Genomic DNA, 15,972 nt, shown 5'->3' on the forward strand with positions numbered 1-15,972 from the left:
CGATACACACACACAGATTCCTGGTGGCCAAAAGCCGGAGAAGGAATCCTCCACTAAGGCATCCAAACGCAAGGGAGCGTCGTCAATGGCAGGGAAGAAGGTTTCTCCTCAAAAGGCAACTGTAAAAGAAGCGAAAGTAAACACCGTGGTTAAGAAGACAGAATCCAAGAAAACAGCACCTGTTGCTGAAAAGCCTGTGAGCAAGAAAGCCGCTGCGCCTGCACCCGCACCTGTTGTGGCCGAAGAAAAGCCGAAACGCGGCCGCAAACCCAAAGTGGTTGAAGCGGTAGTCGAGCCTGTTGCAAAAGCGGCCAAGCCCGCCAAAGCAGCCGAGCCAGTCGCCGTCGAGGAAGCACAGCCCAAGAAGCGGGGTCGCAAGCCCAAGGTGGTCGAGCAGGCTGCGCCTGTGGCCGCCGAAGCACCCAAGGGGCGTGGTCGCCCGCCCAAAGCGGGCAAGCCCAAGGCAGAAGAAGAGGACGATGACGACATCGATTCCGGTTCCGATGCCTCGCTTGACTCCGACGACGTGCCCGAAGACGACGATTCAGATGCCAAGAAGGCCGATCTGGTGATCATGCCCAAGCGTGGTCGCGGCTCCAAAGCCAAAGACAAAGCGCTGATCAACTCGGCTTACCTGAGTTCGGCCAATGCCACTGTTGAAGAATTGGAGTTGCGCCGCAATCAGCTGAAAACCCTGATCAAGATGGGTAAAGAGCGCGGCTACCTGACCTTTGCAGAAATTAACGACCACTTGCCAGACGATGTAACTGATGGCGAAGTGATTGAAGCCATGGTCAGCACCTTCCACGACATGGGCATTACTGTTTACGAACAGGCCCCTGACGCTGAAGCCTTGTTGATGAACGACAACGCACCTGTGGGCACTTCTGCTGAAGACGCGGAAGAAGAAGCCGAGGCGGCGTTGAGCAACGTGGACTCTGAATTTGGCCGTACCACCGACCCGGTTCGCATGTACATGCGTGAAATGGGTACGGTTGAACTGCTGACCCGCGAAGGCGAAATTGAAATTGCCAAGCGAATTGAAGCAGGTTTGAAAGACATGGTTCAGGCCATTTCGGCTTGCCCTGCCATTGTTGAAGACGTGGTCGGTTTGGGTCAGCGCATTGCTGAAGGCGTGTCGACCGTGGATGAAGTGGTTGATGGAATCATTGATGATTCAATTACCGAAGAAATGGTCGAAGCCGCTGCGCCTGAAGAAACCAACGATGACGACGACAATGAAGACGAAGAAGAGGGCAACGACGGTGGCACCACCTCCGGTATGTCAGCTCGTCAGCTCGAGGAGTTGAAGCGCAATTCATTGGTTGTGTTTGGTGAAATTCAAAAGCAGTTCGCCAAATTGAACAAGGTTCGCGCCGACGGTGGTTACAACACGCCAGCTTATAAAAAGGCCAAGGAAGCGATTGCCGAGCAGTTCATGAAGATTCGCTTCACGGCCAAGCAAGTTGAACGCTTGTGCAGCATTTTGCGTGAGCAAGTCGATGGCGTGCGGAAAATTGAACGTGAAATTTATGACATCGCAGTGAACCGCGTGGGCGTACCCCGCGAGCAGTTCCTCGGCAAGTTCCGTGGTCATGAAGTTGAGGCAGCTTGGGTTGACACCTTCAGTGCATCGAATGCAGCTTGGGCAGAAACCTGGGCGCGAAATGTACCCGCGATCAACGAACTGCAACAAAAGCTGGTTGGAATTCAAGACACAGTGTCGCTGCCCTTGAACGATCTGCGTGCAATCAACAAGCAAATGGTGTCTGGTGAAAACCGCGCCCGTTTGGCCAAGCGCGAAATGATCGAAGCCAACTTGCGTTTGGTAATTTCCATTGCCAAGAAGTACACCAACCGTGGTTTGCAGTTCCTGGATTTGATTCAGGAAGGCAACGTGGGCTTGATGAAAGCGGTGGACAAGTTTGAATACCGCCGTGGCTACAAGTTTTCAACGTACGCCACTTGGTGGATTCGCCAAGCCATTACCCGTTCTATTGCAGACCAGGCACGTACCATTCGTATTCCGGTGCACATGATCGAAACCATCAACAAGATGAATCGTATCAGCCGCCAAATTTTGCAAGAAACCGGCATTGAGCCCGATCCAGCCACGCTGGCCGAGCGCATGGAAATGCCTGAGGAAAAAATTCGCAAGATTTTGAAAATCGCGAAAGAGCCTATTTCGATGGAAACACCGATTGGCGACGACGACGATTCTCACTTGGGCGATTTTATCGAGGACAACCACACCTTGGCCCCGCAAGATGCAGCGCAATACAGCAGCCTGCGTTTTGTGACCAAAGATGTGCTTGATTCCCTCACCCCACGCGAAGCCAAAGTGTTGCGCATGCGTTTTGGTATTGAAATGAGCACCGACCACACGCTGGAAGAAGTGGGCAAGCAGTTTGACGTAACCCGTGAGCGGATTCGTCAAATTGAAGCCAAGGCACTTCGCAAGCTGCGTCACCCCAGCCGTTCAGACAAGCTGAAAAGCTTCCTGGAAGGCGAATAAAAGCTTTTGAAGGGTAAAGTGGGGCTATAGCTCAGCGGTTAGAGCAGAGGACTCATAATCCTTTGGTCCCCGGTTCAAATCCGGGTGGCCCTACCAGTAAAAAAAAGGACTTAGAGGCGGAATGCTTCTAGGTCCTTTTTGTTTTAAGCAAGGTTAATTAAAGACATTCGCAATATTCAGGTATTTGTCGCCACGGCACTGTGTTCTGAAAGCACGCGAACTATTTCATCCAGCCTTTCCGTTTGAAGTAGTAGAACGGAATCAGCACGCTGGTGGCCATCAGGGCCAGCGAGAAGGGATAGCCCCATTTTTGCGCCAGTTCTGGCATGTATTCAAAGTTCATGCCGTAGATGCTGGCGATCAGCGTGGGCGGCAGCATGGCCACTGAGGCCACTGAAAAGATTTTGATGATCTTGTTTTGTTTGATGTTGATGAAGCCCATGACGGCATCCATCAAAAAGTTGATCTTGTCAAAAATGAACGAGGTGTGACCGTCCAGTGATTCGATGTCTCGTTGAATAATTTTGACTTGCGCAACAAGTTCTTTTGGTAACTGTTGCTCGCGAAACAGGTAGGACAACACCAGACGGGTGTCCATCAAATTGCGTCGCACGGTTCCGTTAATTTCTTCCTCTTTGGCGATCAGTTGAATGTATTCCTCGGCTTCTTCATTGCTGCCTTTTTTCTCGGCCAGAACCCGGTCATTGATCAATTTGAGTGATTGATACACGTCCTCCAGCACGTCTGCAGACTGTTCAACGTCGAGCGCGAAGAGTTCAGTCACGATTTGCAACGCGGAAGTCCACGACCGGCGGTCTGCCTTGGATCTCATTCGCATCAAACGAATAATTGGCAGATCTTCTTCATGAATGCTGAACAGGAACTGCTCAGCGATCACAAAGCGAACAGGCTCAGTGGTAATGCGACCGGCAATTTCCACCAGAAAGTCGGCACGAACATTCAGGTAATCAGAGCGGTCAAGAAAAATGCGGGCACTGGTTTCAATGTCAGCGTCGTCTTCGGCCAGTTCAAGCCCAATCTTGAACAGCGCAGCAATCGCCTCGCGCTCCTCATCGGTCGGGCTGACCGCATCAATCCAGATCAAGCCATTGCCCAAGGCGAGTTCTCGCAAAGAGGTTTGCTTGATCAAGCGTCCTTTTTGAGTCGAAAAGATATGCAGCATAAGGGGCGTCCATTAGAGGTTTTGTTTCAGGTGTTTTTAATATTGCCCGACCTCTGGGTTCGAACACTTGGGGTGATACTTTAGGTTTTCACCAACATTGCGTTGAATTCGCGCATGACTTGGTAAAAGGCGTCTGCTGTGACTGACTCCAAACGGTGTGCTCGTAACTTAGCCACGTGCTCAAAGGTAAGCGGTTCAGCCTCGATGACACCCATTGTCCAATTGTCAAACAAGCGCTCTTTCACTGGCGAGATATGAATGATTCGACTGTCAGTGTGTCGCTTGTCATCCAGAATTTTCATGTAGGTTCGAAGTACCTGCTGTTCTGGCCCTTCCAGCACCTGCATGAACATGCCGCCTCCGTGAACAAGCACTCCGGTAATTCCTGCTGTGCTGTTATTTTTTCTGGAAATTAATAGGATTTCATCCAAGGTTTCTTTGGTGAAATCTGGTTTGGCTTGGCTGCAATAAAGAAGACGGATCATGTTGGCTCATCCAAGTAGGGGCATTGAATTCAAAAATTTTATAGTCTTAACCATATTAGTGGTTTAAGTGAATTTTTACCTATAAAGGAAAAGATACAACCGATGTAGTGTTTGTTATTTATTAATGCTTTAATTTTCAGCCGTACGGTTGCCGTCAAGGTAGTGACGAATAAAAAATATTAACTGCAAATCTATTTGCTCGTTAGTGCAGGTACAAGTAGCAGCAAATACAACTGGATCACGGTTTGAGCCAGATAGTTAGTATTTTTAGTATTTGTCAGCTGTTATTCAGCTTAGCGCACCACAATCGTTGTTGAGCAAGAATATCAAGAATAGCCGAGAGCACATGGACCGTACCGAGCGACTTTATAAAATCGACCGCATGCTGAATGAACGCAAGGTGGTTGCTGTTGATGTGTTCCTTAACGAATTGGGAATTTCGCCAGCGACATTCAAGCGTGATCTTGAGTACCTGCGAGACCGTTTGAATGCACCAGTGGTGTGGGACAGGGATGCTGGTGGCTATCGTTTTGCACAGCAAGGTGTGGGCGATGCCTATGAACTTCCAGGCTTGTGGTTCAGCGCAGCTGAAATTCATGCCTTGCTATCAATGCAACAGTTGCTTTCCTCGCTTGGCCCAGGATTATTAACGCCCCATGTAGAACCCTTACTTTCGCGACTAAAAAGCTTGTTGGAACGCGAGGGTTTGTCTGCGGATTCAGTTCAAAGGCGAATTCGAATACAGAAGGTTGCCGCCCGAGCCTACGAGCCAAAACATTTCACGCCGATTGCTACAGCCGTGGTGCAGCGCCGCCGAATAATCATTGATCACCACAACAGAAATCGCGGGGATGTGGTTCGCCGTGAGGTGTCGCCGCAGTGCCTTACGCACTATCGAGAAAATTGGTATTTGGACGCATGGTGTCACCTACGTAATGAGTTACGAAGTTTTGGCTTGGATGCGATTCAGCGCGTCGAGATTAGCGAGTTGGTAACGCACGATATGAATGAAGCTGAAATGCAGGAAATTTTAGATTCTGGTTACGGTGCATTCACCGGTAAAGACATTGAATACGCCGAGTTGGAATTTACCGCACCGCGGGCGCAGTGGGTTAGCAAAGAAACATGGCACCCAAAGCAAGAGTCCACGTTTCTTACAAATGGCGTTTACCGCCTTAAAGTGCCGTTCAGCAACCCGACTGAGCTGGTGATGGATATATTGCGCCATGTTCCATTCGTAAAAGTCGTGTCGCCGCCTTCGGTTCGCGATCGAGTGCGTAAGGCACTTGAAGAAGGGCTAGAGAATTTGTGATGCGCTTATTTGACTGGGTAACCCATCATGGCTGAACTTATTCCCCCTGCAGATTTAGTTGGCCCGGTACCCGCTAAAAAGCGCAATGAATTCAAAACTGCGCAGCTGTTGGCTGAGTACCTTCCTCCTCACTTCAAAGTATTTCACTCGGTGCACTGGGCTACTCAGAATTGCGACAAAACGTTTCTGGGTGAAATCGATTTCATTGTGTTGAGCCCAACTGGCCGCCTTTTGTTAATTGAACAAAAGAATGGTGGCCTGCTTGAAGGCAAGGATGGTGTTAGTAAGTTGTATGGCGCTCAGCAAAAAAGCGTGAATATGCAAATGAACCGAAACTTGGAAAATTTGCAAACCGCTTTTGAAAACCGAAGTGGCCAAAAACTTGATATTGATTTGTTGATGTATTGCCCTGATTACACAATCAAAGACAAATCAATTGTTGGAATCCCAGCAGACCGAGTTGTTGACCAACCACAAGCGGATGTGCTGCCAGAGATTGTGCAGCATGTGCTCACTGAAAGAGCTACCGCCAGACACACATGTGCTGATGCAGTTCTAATTTCCGCCTTTTTAACCAATCAACTGAACGTACGCTATGACATCGGCTTTTTGGGTGGCTTAGCCAAATCAGCTTACATAGAACAGGCTGCTGGCTTGTCGGAATGGGTAGGCCAGATGAGCGGATCGCCGTTTCATTTGTTAATTAATGCCACCGCTGGATCGGGCAAAACACAGTTGGCACTCGACGAGCTGGCTGCCGCAGAGTCTGTTGGTCAAGCCGCGTTGTATGTGTGCTTTAACCGTAACTTGGTGGAAGACATGAAAAAGGCGACAGGGCGGCCAGATACCTGTACAACTTTTCACGAATTGGCACGTGTGCTGTACGAGTCAAATGGTTTCGATTACAAGCCAGGTGCCCCAGGCTTCGAGCAGAGTGCAGAATACTTTGCGGATCATGTTGAGCAGTTTGCACACAGCGTAGACGTTTTGCTGATTGATGAGGCCCAAGACTTTGAGGCTCAGTGGCTGAACACCTTGTTTAAGCTTTGTAAGCCCGGTGGGCGCTTGATTGTTTTGATGGATGAAAACCAAAAACTATATTCAAGAGTGAGCGCAGACTTTGGTGGTTGGATAAAAATTGATCACCAGGTGACTTATCGTTGTCCCCGAATTGTGACTGACCATATCAATGAATTTGGCTTGGCTGCCCAGCCAATTGTTAGCAGAAGTGTGGTGGAGGGGCTGCCGTCAATTCTTGAGGTTTACGAGGCAGGCAATGACGATTCCTTGCTGAAAGCCACTGAAAAAGTACTTTCGCAGTTGTTGGCCGAGGGGCATGTGAAGGACGAAATTGCATTGCTAACAGTGAAAGGCGCGGAATCAAGTGATTTGCTTAAACATGATTTGATAGGGAAGCATTGTCTTAAAAAGATTGTTGGTCGAACAGTGTCCGGGGATTTTGAATATTCGGATGGCGAGGTGTTAGCCGACACAGTATTTCGATTCAAGGGGCGGTCTGCCAATTGCGTGGTGCTCACCGAGCTTGATTTTCAGGAGCTGGATGAAAACCGAAAGCGACGACTTTTTGTGGGGATGAGTAGAGCCAGGCTGCGGTTGGCTTTGGTGATGACACAAGAGGCGGCCGGGCTGTTGTTGGGTGAAAGTAATAATTAAATGAGCAGGCTCATGCTGTGAGCTTCATGGTGTTCAAACTGAGTTCATGTTTGGGGATATTCCTAGACAGCCGCCAACAGAATTGGCTGCATAACCCTCTTTATTTGAGACCCACCATGAAGATATATGTCCCGGCGTTGCTTGTTGTGTTATTTGCCACTGGTTGTGCATCGATCACCAAAGGTACTAGCCAAACCTTGGTTTTTAACTTGGACCCCCAAGAAACACGATGCACTTTGAGTCGTGATGGTGATGGTGAAATTGGATCGATCAATGCCCGAAATAACACCGTGACGGTGGGTAAGGACAAAGACGATATTTTGGTGAAGTGCCAGGCTGAAGGGCATGCCCAAAAGATTACGCGCTTGGTGAGCTCGGCGGATACTGCGGGTGTTGTGGGTGGGGTGTTTATCGATTTGGGTATTACAGACATGGTGACTGGGGCCATGTGGCAGTATCCAAATACGACGACAATTACTTTGGAGAAAGAAGCTGGTTCAGGGGTAAAGGCGGAGACGGCGGCGGTTAAGTAGGTTCGTTGTTCTTTAACCTGGTTTGATTGATAAAGCCTCTCTAGTTGAGAGGCTTTTTGGTTTTAGGTTGAAATTATTTGATTGACGTCTTTTCAGATGGTATTTTTTAGTTCGGCGAGTTTCGCGTGTGAACCTAAGTTTAAAGTAGGGTGTTCTTTCATGATTGTTCATGGTCGGCTTGATAGCGTTCCAGGCAAGATCATTCTGAGTCTTGATGTTAACGGAGATTTCAAGTACGTCCGAGCGACTTTTAGATCTATTTGTGAGGCGGAAAGAATCGTTCAAAGGATCATTTCTAAAGGCTTCTTCGCCAGTGATATAAGGTACTTTGATGGGGTGGCTGATGGACTTCCAATTGGAGTTCGCCCATTTGAATTTTCATTGGAAGACCTAAGGCGCAACCGACGAGTTGATTGCTCGTTTAACTACAGCGGATCAACTAAACCTGGGAATAATAATTGAAGCTGGTCGCCGGTAATATATATGTGCATAAGGATCAACTAGATGGTCTCGATCCCATGGTTAAGGAAGCTGTCAGGGAAGCCTTACAATTGACCCCGATCACTGATTGGTCTGATTTTGATCTTGTAAGGTATACAGATAAGCTGGACGAATTTAGTTTTCTTAGTTACTCGAGTTTTCTGGAAGATGCTTTTCCTAGGTTGCTCAAGTCTCACAAAGTTCAGTTGAGTAAACGGTCGGTTAGTTTTCGGGATTATAGAGACTCTTCAAATCCTCCCATTCTTCATAGAAAAGAACTCTTTTCTGTTTTTGACAGTGAACTCTTGGAAAAGTGGTCAGCACTGACACTTGCCTTGGAGGAAGTTGGCGCCTTCGATGAGCCATTGAAAATTGGTTTTCAGAACCAATGGGTAAAAACACTTCACGCTAAAGGTTTTTATGTAGATGGTCATCACTTGTTGCCGTTAGCAAATCAAGATTCGTTGGTAGATCGGATTACTTTGATAGAGTCCAATGGATCTATGGTACAGCGTCATCTGACGGCGCTTACTCGATATGCCTTGTCTGCTCCAGTTCAGCAGTTGATCCGATGTGGTCTACTGATGAAGGAATCTTCGTTTTTTGATTATGGTTGCGGTCGTGGTGATGATTTGAGAGCTTTGTTAGATAACGGTTATCAAGCTGGTGGCTGGGATCCTCACTTCGCCAATGAGCAGGTTATTTATGAAGCTGATGTGGTCAATCTCGGATTTGTTCTCAATGTAATCGAAGATCCGCTCGAGAGATCTCTAGCTTTAAAAAAAGCACTGAAGTTGGCTCAAAAAGTGTTGTCTGTTGGCGTGATGGTTGCTAACGAAAACAATGTATCCGGTACGCCATACGCTGATGGGGTTCTAACGTCGCGCCAAACTTTTCAAAAGTATTTCTCACAGCAAGAATTTATAGATTATTTGTTCGCTCAAACAGGCTTAATGCCTTTTCCCGTAGCGCCCGGTATTTGTTTGTTATTTAAGGATGAAGATGTAGAGCAGCGATTCCTTCTAGGCAGGCAAACTTCTCGTTCTGTGGTGGCAGAGGGTTTTCATTATCGACGTGAGCAGAGGATTAGGGAGAGGGTCCCAAGACCTAGGGCAGTCAAACAGTCAATATTTGAGGCGAACAGGGAGCTACTCGATGAGTTATGGGAGCAGACTTTGATTCTTGGTAGAGAGCCCATGCCTGAAGAGTTACTTAATCTGTCGCAGTTGATCGATGTCTTTGGTTCATTAAAAAGAGCCTTCAAACTGAACTGGAATAATCAAAACGCTACGGAATTTGAACTTGCTTCAAAGCAACGACTAGAGGATCTAACTGTTTATTTTGCGATGGAGAAGTTCAGGCAGCAAAGGCCATACAAAGATCAGCCCACTCGTTTGAAAACAGATGTTAAATATTTTTTCGGAAGCTTGAGATCAGCCCAGGATGCGGGTTTCTCTCTGCTGAAGTCTGTACCAGATTTGAAATCGTTGTGGGAGGATGCGAAGCGTGGTGCAGAGTGTGGAGTTGGTTTTTTCGATGAGTCGACAGATCAATATTTTATCCCTGCAGATAAACTAAGTTTTCAGCAGCCAATTGTTAGAGCATGTGTTGGCTGTGCGGCTGCTCTTTATGGTGATGCCGCATCATCAAGTTTGATTAAGGTACATATTAGATCGTCGAAAGTCACTTTTCTAACTTACGACGATTTTTACGGCAAGCCAATTCCCCTTTTGGTGCAAAGAGTAAAGATCAATCTAAAAACGTTGCGTATGGATGTATTCACATACGATGGGCCATTTACACCCATTCCCTTGCTAGAAAAATCTAGATTTCTAAGTGAGGGAGACCAGGGTTTTCTCGAGCAGTTCAATTTTGATATACGTCTGCGTGAAGAAGGCTTTTTCGAGCATGAGTTTGATGTGCTTAGTTTTGAAACGATTCAGAAGTTTTTACACGACGCCTGTTTGCAGATATCTGGGTTTGACTTGTTGCTTGTCGATAAGGCACCAGATGTGGGTGCCCCATGTGGTCGCTATTTGATGTTTCGAGATTTTTTTCTATGTGGCGAAACGCAAGCCAAATTTCAGATCTTCAATTTACCTAAACAAGTGGAAACCTATCGTGCGTATTACCTTTTGGCAAAGAATGTGTTGGATCCTTTGATCGATTATTTTGGGCCTATCAAGTTGACATATGGATTTTGTGGGTCAAAGTTACGACCATTAATTAAGAAGCGAGTGTCACATGATCGCGATCAGCACGCGTCGTTTGAAAAGAAGCGTAATGGTGAATTTGTGTGTTCTCGAGGTGGGGCGGCTTGTGATTTTATAGTTGAGCATGAGGATATGTATGAGGTCGCGGAGTGGGTGGCAGGTAATACTCCTGTGGATAGACTTTATTTCCATGGGAGCGATCGCCCGATTCACATCAGCTATAAATTAGTGCCTGATGGTGAGTTCTATCAAGTGGAGGAATCTGATAGCGGGAAGCAATTAACAAAGAAGCTTATTTTTTCATAATCACCTTAGTTTCGGTATCAACACAACTGCTAGATGTGTAAAATGAGATTCAACTTTCGGCTGGCGAAAGTCTCCAGAACACATTTGAAAGATATGGAAATCAAAGAGCTTCCCCGCGTTTTCTCCGGTCATGAGACCTTTCCGTTGCGACAGTCTTGGTTAAGCAAGCTTAATAAGATCGCAGATAACTCAATGATTAATAAGAAATTATTTTCTGAGGATAATCTTGTCGCGACGTTTGGTGTGGGAAAAAATATGGTGGCATCCATGCGCCACTGGGGCCTTGCGTGTGGAATGTTTGTCGAAAAAGATGAGTACTTGTGTTTGACTCCTCACTATGAGCGTCTTTTCAGAAGTGATCTCGTTGATCGTGGACAAGGTCAAAGGACCTATCTGGCTTTAGATCCATTTTTTGAGCGCTACGATTCGGTGTGGTTTGTACACTGGCGGCTTGCGGCTTTTCCTTTGCGGTCGACCACTTGGTTCTGGTTGTTCAACAGAATTTCATCGCCTACCTTTACCAAAGAAGATCTTTTACAGTCGCTGACCACTTTTCTTGAGGCTACTGAGGGGAAAGCATCGGACACAACTTTACTTAGAGATGTAGAGACCTGCCTCCGTAGCTATATTCCCAAACTTGATGCCAAGGGAGGAGTTGAGGATGCAAGTGATTCCTTGTTGGTCGAGCTGGGATTGTTAAGAGAAGACAAGCGTGGATTTTATTCATTCAAAAGGGGGCCAAAGCCAACTTTATCCCCTGCATTTTTCGCGTTTTGTCTTGCTGAATATTGGGAGAAAAAACACCAGGGTAGCAATCAGCTTTCTTTTGAGTTGATTTCCTATGCTGACTCCAGTCCTGGAAAAGTATTCAAGTTAGATGATGAAAGTTTAATGGATTTCATCGATCAAATTGAGAAGATCACAAAGGGCCTTTTCAGTTGGTCAAGCACCGCGGGTGTTAGGCAATTGGTTCGCGACGAGAAGCTCTACCAGTTGCTCAAAGCGAAGGGTGATGAAGATTATTTGCTCGACATGTTTTGTCGAGGCTATGAGTGAGACGAGATATGGGTCAGTTGGCTTTGGAGCGTATGGGTGTGAGTAGCCTTTTCGATGAAGTAAGAATTAATCCCCAATACCAAAGGTCGGTTAACCTTAAGCATGACTTTGGAGTTGCTGATAGTTTCGGCGGCTTTATTTGTCACCAGTCAGCTCAGGTTGTTGTGGAAACCCTAGCCAAACAAATTTCTAGTACCAGCCAACGGGCATTCACGATTACTGGTCCTTACGGGGGCGGTAAATCTACTCTGCTGAATCTTTTGGCGTCCTCTGTTTGCCGTAAGGCTGATGTTCGAGACCTTGCCCGTCGCAAGCTTGATAAGAAATCACTCAAGCTCATTGACCAGGCTTTGCCGTGTGGTTTGAATGGATGGTCTGTTCTTACTTTGGTGGGTAGCCGATCCGATCTTGTGCCAGCTTTGCTTGAGGCTGTTTCTGACGGTCAGGCGCGAGGCTTTTGCTTGCCGCTTAGGCGTGGTCGTACTAAAGATGTTACCGGAATTGAAAAATTTCTCGATTGGCTAAGTCATGAAGCCAGTAGCAATTCATCTGATGGCGTAATGATCGTTATCGATGAAATGGGCAAGTTTTTGGAAGGTGCTGCGCAAGGCGAGGGTGATCTACTCGCATTCCAGACCTTGGCCGAGGCCGTGTCTCGCATGAGCGGTCGTGTTGTGTTGGTAGGTGCATTGCACCAGGCTATATCTGCTTACAGTACTGAGAATCTTGATGAGTGGAGAAAGGTTCAAGGGCGCTTTGCAGACATTCCCTTGGTTACAAAAACTGACGAAGTCGTAGAGATGATTGGTCAGGCAATAAGCCATCAATCTCCAGGTAAGTTTATTGAGCAAGCATGCTTGAAAATTGCGAATCTTTTGCGACTTGAAAAACCAGCGTTGCGTTCGGATTATCCTGATGTTCTGGTTGCGTGTAGTCCGTTTCATCCTATTACAGCCTCGCTGTTGGGGCCGGTTTCGCGTCGTCAATATGGTCAAAATGAAAGAAGTATATTTTCTTTTTTGAGCACACCAGACACCCATTCATTTTCAGACTTCTTACTTAAGCAGCCTCCAGGTTCAGACATCACTTATACACCGGCTAACTTTTGGGATTATTTGAGGGCCAATCTGGATCCAGCTATTTCGGCATCTTCAGACAGTCATCGTTGGGCGACGGCCGTTGATTGTGTTGAACGCGCTGAAGCAAGGGTGAATGAGTTTAGTCTGTCTCTTGTGAAGAACGTTGCGGTTATTGATCTTTTCAAAAAGGTGTCGTCAATCCCACCTACGTTAGATGTGATTGCTACGCTTTATGCAGGTGAACAACAAGCTTCGGTTGTAAAAGGCTTGAATGATCTCTGCGAAAAACGAATTCTTACTTTCCGGCGACATCAAGAGGCTTATGCGGTCTTCGAAGGTAGCGATTTCGATATTGATCTCGCTTTAAAAGAGAGTCGCCGAAAGTTTCAACGACCCGATTTGGACTTGGTGGCAAAGTTTTTTAATACAAGTCCAGTAGTTGCTAAGCGCCATTACTTGGAAAAAGGAACGCTGCGTTGGTTGTCTACACACTTGGTGTTCTTGGATGATCTACAAGATCGTCCAAGAAAATTGAAACCCGAAAGTGGGTTTGGTGAACTTGTGGTCGTGCTTCCATCGAACACTACGGCAAGTACCTCAGCGAATCGTGATCACGTGGAAAAAGCGATCCAGAAAATTGCACACCCGGTGCTTGCATTTACTCCTCAGAATTCAGGCCAGATTAATTCTCTGGCGATGGAGTTGATGGCACTACAGGATGTGCAAACTAGTGCTCAAGAACTGCACGGGGATTCCGTAGCACGTAGAGAGGTTTCCTCTCGAATTTCTGATGTAGCTCAAAAACTTGAATCAGCTTTGCTGCTTGCATTTAATAAAGCAGTGTGGGTCAGTAATAGGGATATGAATCTTGGACGCCTCGCGGAAATGGCGTCAAGCTTAGCAGATCGGGAGTTTCCTTCCACCCCAGTTGTTTTTAATGAATTGGTCAATCGTGATTCTTTGTCTACCAATGCGGTTAAGGCCAGGAAGCTTTTACTCTACGCAATGGAGAAAGCTGCAGCCAGTGAGAACCTGGGGTTCGAGGGCTTTCCTGCTGAGAGAGGGTTGTATGAGTCAATTCTTAAAGGAAAGATACATGTGCAATCCGATGATAAGTGGATTTTCCAGATGCCCAAAGACGACGATTCAGAAGATCCTATGCGTTTGAATCAGCTTTGGCTGGTTCTTAAGGCTGGGCTTGGAACGGGTCAAGAAATTGTCCCTGTCGAAGCAGTTTATGATCGGTGGGCGTTGCCTCCGTATGGAATACGATTGGGGCTTATGCCTATTTTGTTGCATGCCATGCTTATGGCAAATCGGAAAGAAATTGCACTCTATCGCGATGGTGTATTTTGTACGGATTTTAAAGAGGCCTACATCGACGAGTTCCTAGCTAAGCCCAAGCGTTTCGGATTGAGAACGGTTGATGCCGGTGCAGATAAAGCCCTGAAAGAAAAGTTTGCAACACTGACGGAAACGTTAACAGACTGCAGCGAATTGATGATCGCAAGGGAACTGGTGCGCAGAGTTCTAGCACTACCCAAATTGATTTTGCAAACAGATCGTTTGACTACAACGACTCGTTTAATAAGAGATGCGATAAAGAACGCAAACGACCCTCATGAATTAATTAATCAGGAGTTGCCAGAAATCATTGGGGCTAAATCGAATAAAGATTTCAGTGAGACTTTGAATGCTACGTTAGTTGAGCTCGAGGCAGCATTTGGAAATATGCTGTCAAAGCTTGAAGCTTCGATTTTGACTGATCTTGAGGTCAAGGCGAGAAATTTTGAAAGACTCAAGCTTCGTGCTTCAAAGTTACAGGGTCGGACAGGCGACTTCAAGCTTGATTCATTTGTCATGCGCCTGGCCAATTGGGACGGTGATCGCCAAACAGTGGAAGGAATTCTTAGTCTTGCCATCGGGAAACCCTCACACATGTGGAGAGATCTGGATATTGAAAGGGGGCTTTTAGTCATCAAAGAATGGGTAGTCGAGTTCAAAAAGCTTGAGCTTCTTGTATTTTCCGATGGGGGTTCCACGCGACAATTATTCCAGGTTGTCATTGGTTCGGGAGTTAAAGGCACTCCATACGTTGGTGAGATTTCTGTGTTGAACGAAGAAGCTCAGGGTTTGGATGAATTGGCAGACCAAGTGCACGCTGACTTGCTGAAGCGGTTAATCGGCAAAGGAATGAGCGAGGATCGTTTGATTCCGCTTCTCTCTTATCTTGGCAAGAGAGTACTTGAGCAAAAGGAGTCCACAAATGAAGATTAAACATGTACTAGGATTGTCTGGCGGAAAAGACAGCGCTGCTTTAGCAATTTATATGCGAGAGAAGTATCCAGAAATCGACATCGAATACTTCTTTACCGATACGGGCAAAGAGTTACCAGAGGTTTATGACTTTCTTGCCAAACTAGAAGGCTTTTTAGGGAAACAGATTAAGTATTTGTATCAAGATGAGGGCCGTGACTTTGATCACTACCTTGATCTTTACAACTACTTCTTGCCGTCTCCCCAGCAACGCTGGTGCACCATTATGATGAAGCTTAAACCCTTCGAGCGATGGGCAAAATCCTTCGTCAAAGAGGGTTACAAGGTTATTCAGTATGTCGCGATTCGATCCGATGAAGAGTTTCGAACAGGCTACACCCCGAAAGGTACGGATATTGAAACAAAGCTACCGTTCAGGGAAGATGGTGTTGATAAACAGGGCGTGATTGATATTTTGGAAAACTCATCCGTTGGGTATCCAAAATATTACGAATGGCGTTCTCGAAGTGGTTGCACATTTTGTTTCTTTCAACAAAAGATTGAGTGGGTCAATTTGAAAGAACGTCACCCCGATGCTTATGAAGAAGCTAAGTTTTACGAGCGCCAGGCAATCGCAGGGAAGGCTCCGTTTACATGGACCCAGGGAGAGACACTTGATGAGCTTGAGCATCCTGATCGAGTAGCTCAAATTAAGGCGGATTTTGAAAAAAGAAAGGCAAGATCGGAGTCTTCCAGGCAAGAAAATCCGTTGAGGAAGGGTTTGTTGGTTGATTTGGACGAGCTGTACCTAGATGAAGAAGGTAATGGAGCGTGTCTAATTTGTCATAAATAGTTCTTGGGTATAGATTATTAATAATCT

General features: G+C 46.6%; 10 protein-coding genes and 1 tRNA gene. 9 read left to right on the plus strand and 2 right to left on the minus strand.

Features of this window, described 5'->3' with window-relative positions:
- The first annotated feature begins 85 nt into the window (after positions 1 to 85).
- A complete protein-coding gene (rpoD, locus tag FRIGORI9N_RS14810; protein WP_236550919.1) occupies positions 86 to 2,515 on the plus strand; it encodes an RNA polymerase sigma factor RpoD in 2,430 nt (809 codons plus the stop codon).
- Positions 2,516 to 2,535: 20 nt separating this feature from the next.
- Positions 2,536 to 2,611 (plus strand) — tRNA-Ile (locus FRIGORI9N_RS14815).
- 124 nt (positions 2,612 to 2,735) lie between these two features.
- Here the strand turns inward: FRIGORI9N_RS14815 and corA are convergent.
- Positions 2,736 to 3,698 carry a magnesium/cobalt transporter CorA gene (gene corA, locus FRIGORI9N_RS14820; RefSeq protein ID WP_159572729.1) on the minus strand — a complete coding sequence of 321 codons (963 nt, stop codon included), beginning with the start codon at positions 3,696 to 3,698 and terminating at the stop codon, positions 2,736 to 2,738.
- An 80-nt stretch (positions 3,699 to 3,778) separates the two neighbouring features.
- The gene (locus FRIGORI9N_RS14825; protein ID WP_159572731.1) at positions 3,779 to 4,183 is read right to left on the minus strand and encodes a BLUF domain-containing protein; all 405 of its coding nucleotides are present in this window, start codon (positions 4,181 to 4,183) and stop codon (positions 3,779 to 3,781) included.
- A 346-nt stretch (positions 4,184 to 4,529) separates the two neighbouring features.
- Here FRIGORI9N_RS14825 and FRIGORI9N_RS14830 point away from each other — a divergent pair, with 346 nt between their 5' ends.
- From FRIGORI9N_RS14830 to FRIGORI9N_RS14860, 7 genes are all read left to right on the plus strand, one after another.
- Positions 4,530 to 5,495, plus strand: coding sequence for a YafY family protein (locus FRIGORI9N_RS14830; RefSeq protein WP_159572733.1), 966 nt, complete (start codon positions 4,530 to 4,532; stop codon positions 5,493 to 5,495).
- Between the two features lie 27 nt (positions 5,496 to 5,522).
- Complete coding sequence (locus tag FRIGORI9N_RS14835) at positions 5,523 to 7,169, plus strand: nuclease-related domain-containing DEAD/DEAH box helicase (protein ID WP_159572735.1); 1,647 nt, start codon at positions 5,523 to 5,525, stop codon at positions 7,167 to 7,169.
- 26 nt (positions 7,170 to 7,195) lie between these two features.
- Positions 7,196 to 7,702 (plus strand): hypothetical protein, encoded by a 507-nt coding sequence (locus tag FRIGORI9N_RS14840; RefSeq protein ID WP_159572736.1) that lies wholly within the window; start codon positions 7,196 to 7,198, stop codon positions 7,700 to 7,702.
- Positions 7,703 to 8,160: 458 nt separating this feature from the next.
- Positions 8,161 to 10,701: a DNA phosphorothioation-associated putative methyltransferase gene (locus FRIGORI9N_RS14845; RefSeq protein ID WP_159572737.1), complete on the plus strand. Its 2,541-nt coding sequence runs from the start codon at positions 8,161 to 8,163 to the stop codon at positions 10,699 to 10,701.
- A 42-nt stretch (positions 10,702 to 10,743) separates the two neighbouring features.
- Positions 10,744 to 11,757 carry a DUF4007 family protein gene (locus FRIGORI9N_RS14850; RefSeq protein WP_159572738.1) on the plus strand — a complete coding sequence of 338 codons (1,014 nt, stop codon included), beginning with the start codon at positions 10,744 to 10,746 and terminating at the stop codon, positions 11,755 to 11,757.
- A gap of 8 nt (positions 11,758 to 11,765) precedes the next feature.
- Positions 11,766 to 15,113, plus strand: coding sequence for a hypothetical protein (locus FRIGORI9N_RS14855; RefSeq protein WP_159572739.1), 3,348 nt, complete (start codon positions 11,766 to 11,768; stop codon positions 15,111 to 15,113).
- Positions 15,103 to 15,945 (plus strand): phosphoadenosine phosphosulfate reductase family protein, encoded by an 843-nt coding sequence (locus tag FRIGORI9N_RS14860; protein WP_159572740.1) that lies wholly within the window; start codon positions 15,103 to 15,105, stop codon positions 15,943 to 15,945. The genes FRIGORI9N_RS14855 and FRIGORI9N_RS14860 overlap by 11 nt, the downstream gene beginning before the upstream one ends.
- Positions 15,946 to 15,972: the final 27 nt, after the last annotated feature.

It is taken from the genome of Limnobacter sp. 130 (assembly GCF_902506325.1).
Classification (GTDB): Bacteria; Pseudomonadota; Gammaproteobacteria; order Burkholderiales; family Burkholderiaceae_B; genus Limnobacter.

What these genes read in the sequence shown, in the direction of transcription:
- corA (WP_159572729.1), bottom strand. Translation starts at nt 3,698, where the DNA reads ATGCTGCATATCTTTTCGACTCAAAAAGGACGCTTGATCAAGCAAACC.
- FRIGORI9N_RS14850 (WP_159572738.1), top strand. Translation starts at nt 10,744, where the DNA reads ATGAGATTCAACTTTCGGCTGGCGAAAGTCTCCAGAACACATTTGAAA.
- FRIGORI9N_RS14860 (WP_159572740.1), top strand. Translation starts at nt 15,103, where the DNA reads ATGAAGATTAAACATGTACTAGGATTGTCTGGCGGAAAAGACAGCGCT.
- rpoD (WP_236550919.1), top strand. Translation starts at nt 86, where the DNA reads ATGGCAGGGAAGAAGGTTTCTCCTCAAAAGGCAACTGTAAAAGAAGCG.
- FRIGORI9N_RS14830 (WP_159572733.1), top strand. Translation starts at nt 4,530, where the DNA reads ATGGACCGTACCGAGCGACTTTATAAAATCGACCGCATGCTGAATGAA.
- FRIGORI9N_RS14835 (WP_159572735.1), top strand. Translation starts at nt 5,523, where the DNA reads ATGGCTGAACTTATTCCCCCTGCAGATTTAGTTGGCCCGGTACCCGCT.
- FRIGORI9N_RS14825 (WP_159572731.1), bottom strand. Translation starts at nt 4,183, where the DNA reads ATGATCCGTCTTCTTTATTGCAGCCAAGCCAAACCAGATTTCACCAAA.
- FRIGORI9N_RS14855 (WP_159572739.1), top strand. Translation starts at nt 11,766, where the DNA reads ATGGGTCAGTTGGCTTTGGAGCGTATGGGTGTGAGTAGCCTTTTCGAT.
- FRIGORI9N_RS14840 (WP_159572736.1), top strand. Translation starts at nt 7,196, where the DNA reads ATGGTGTTCAAACTGAGTTCATGTTTGGGGATATTCCTAGACAGCCGC.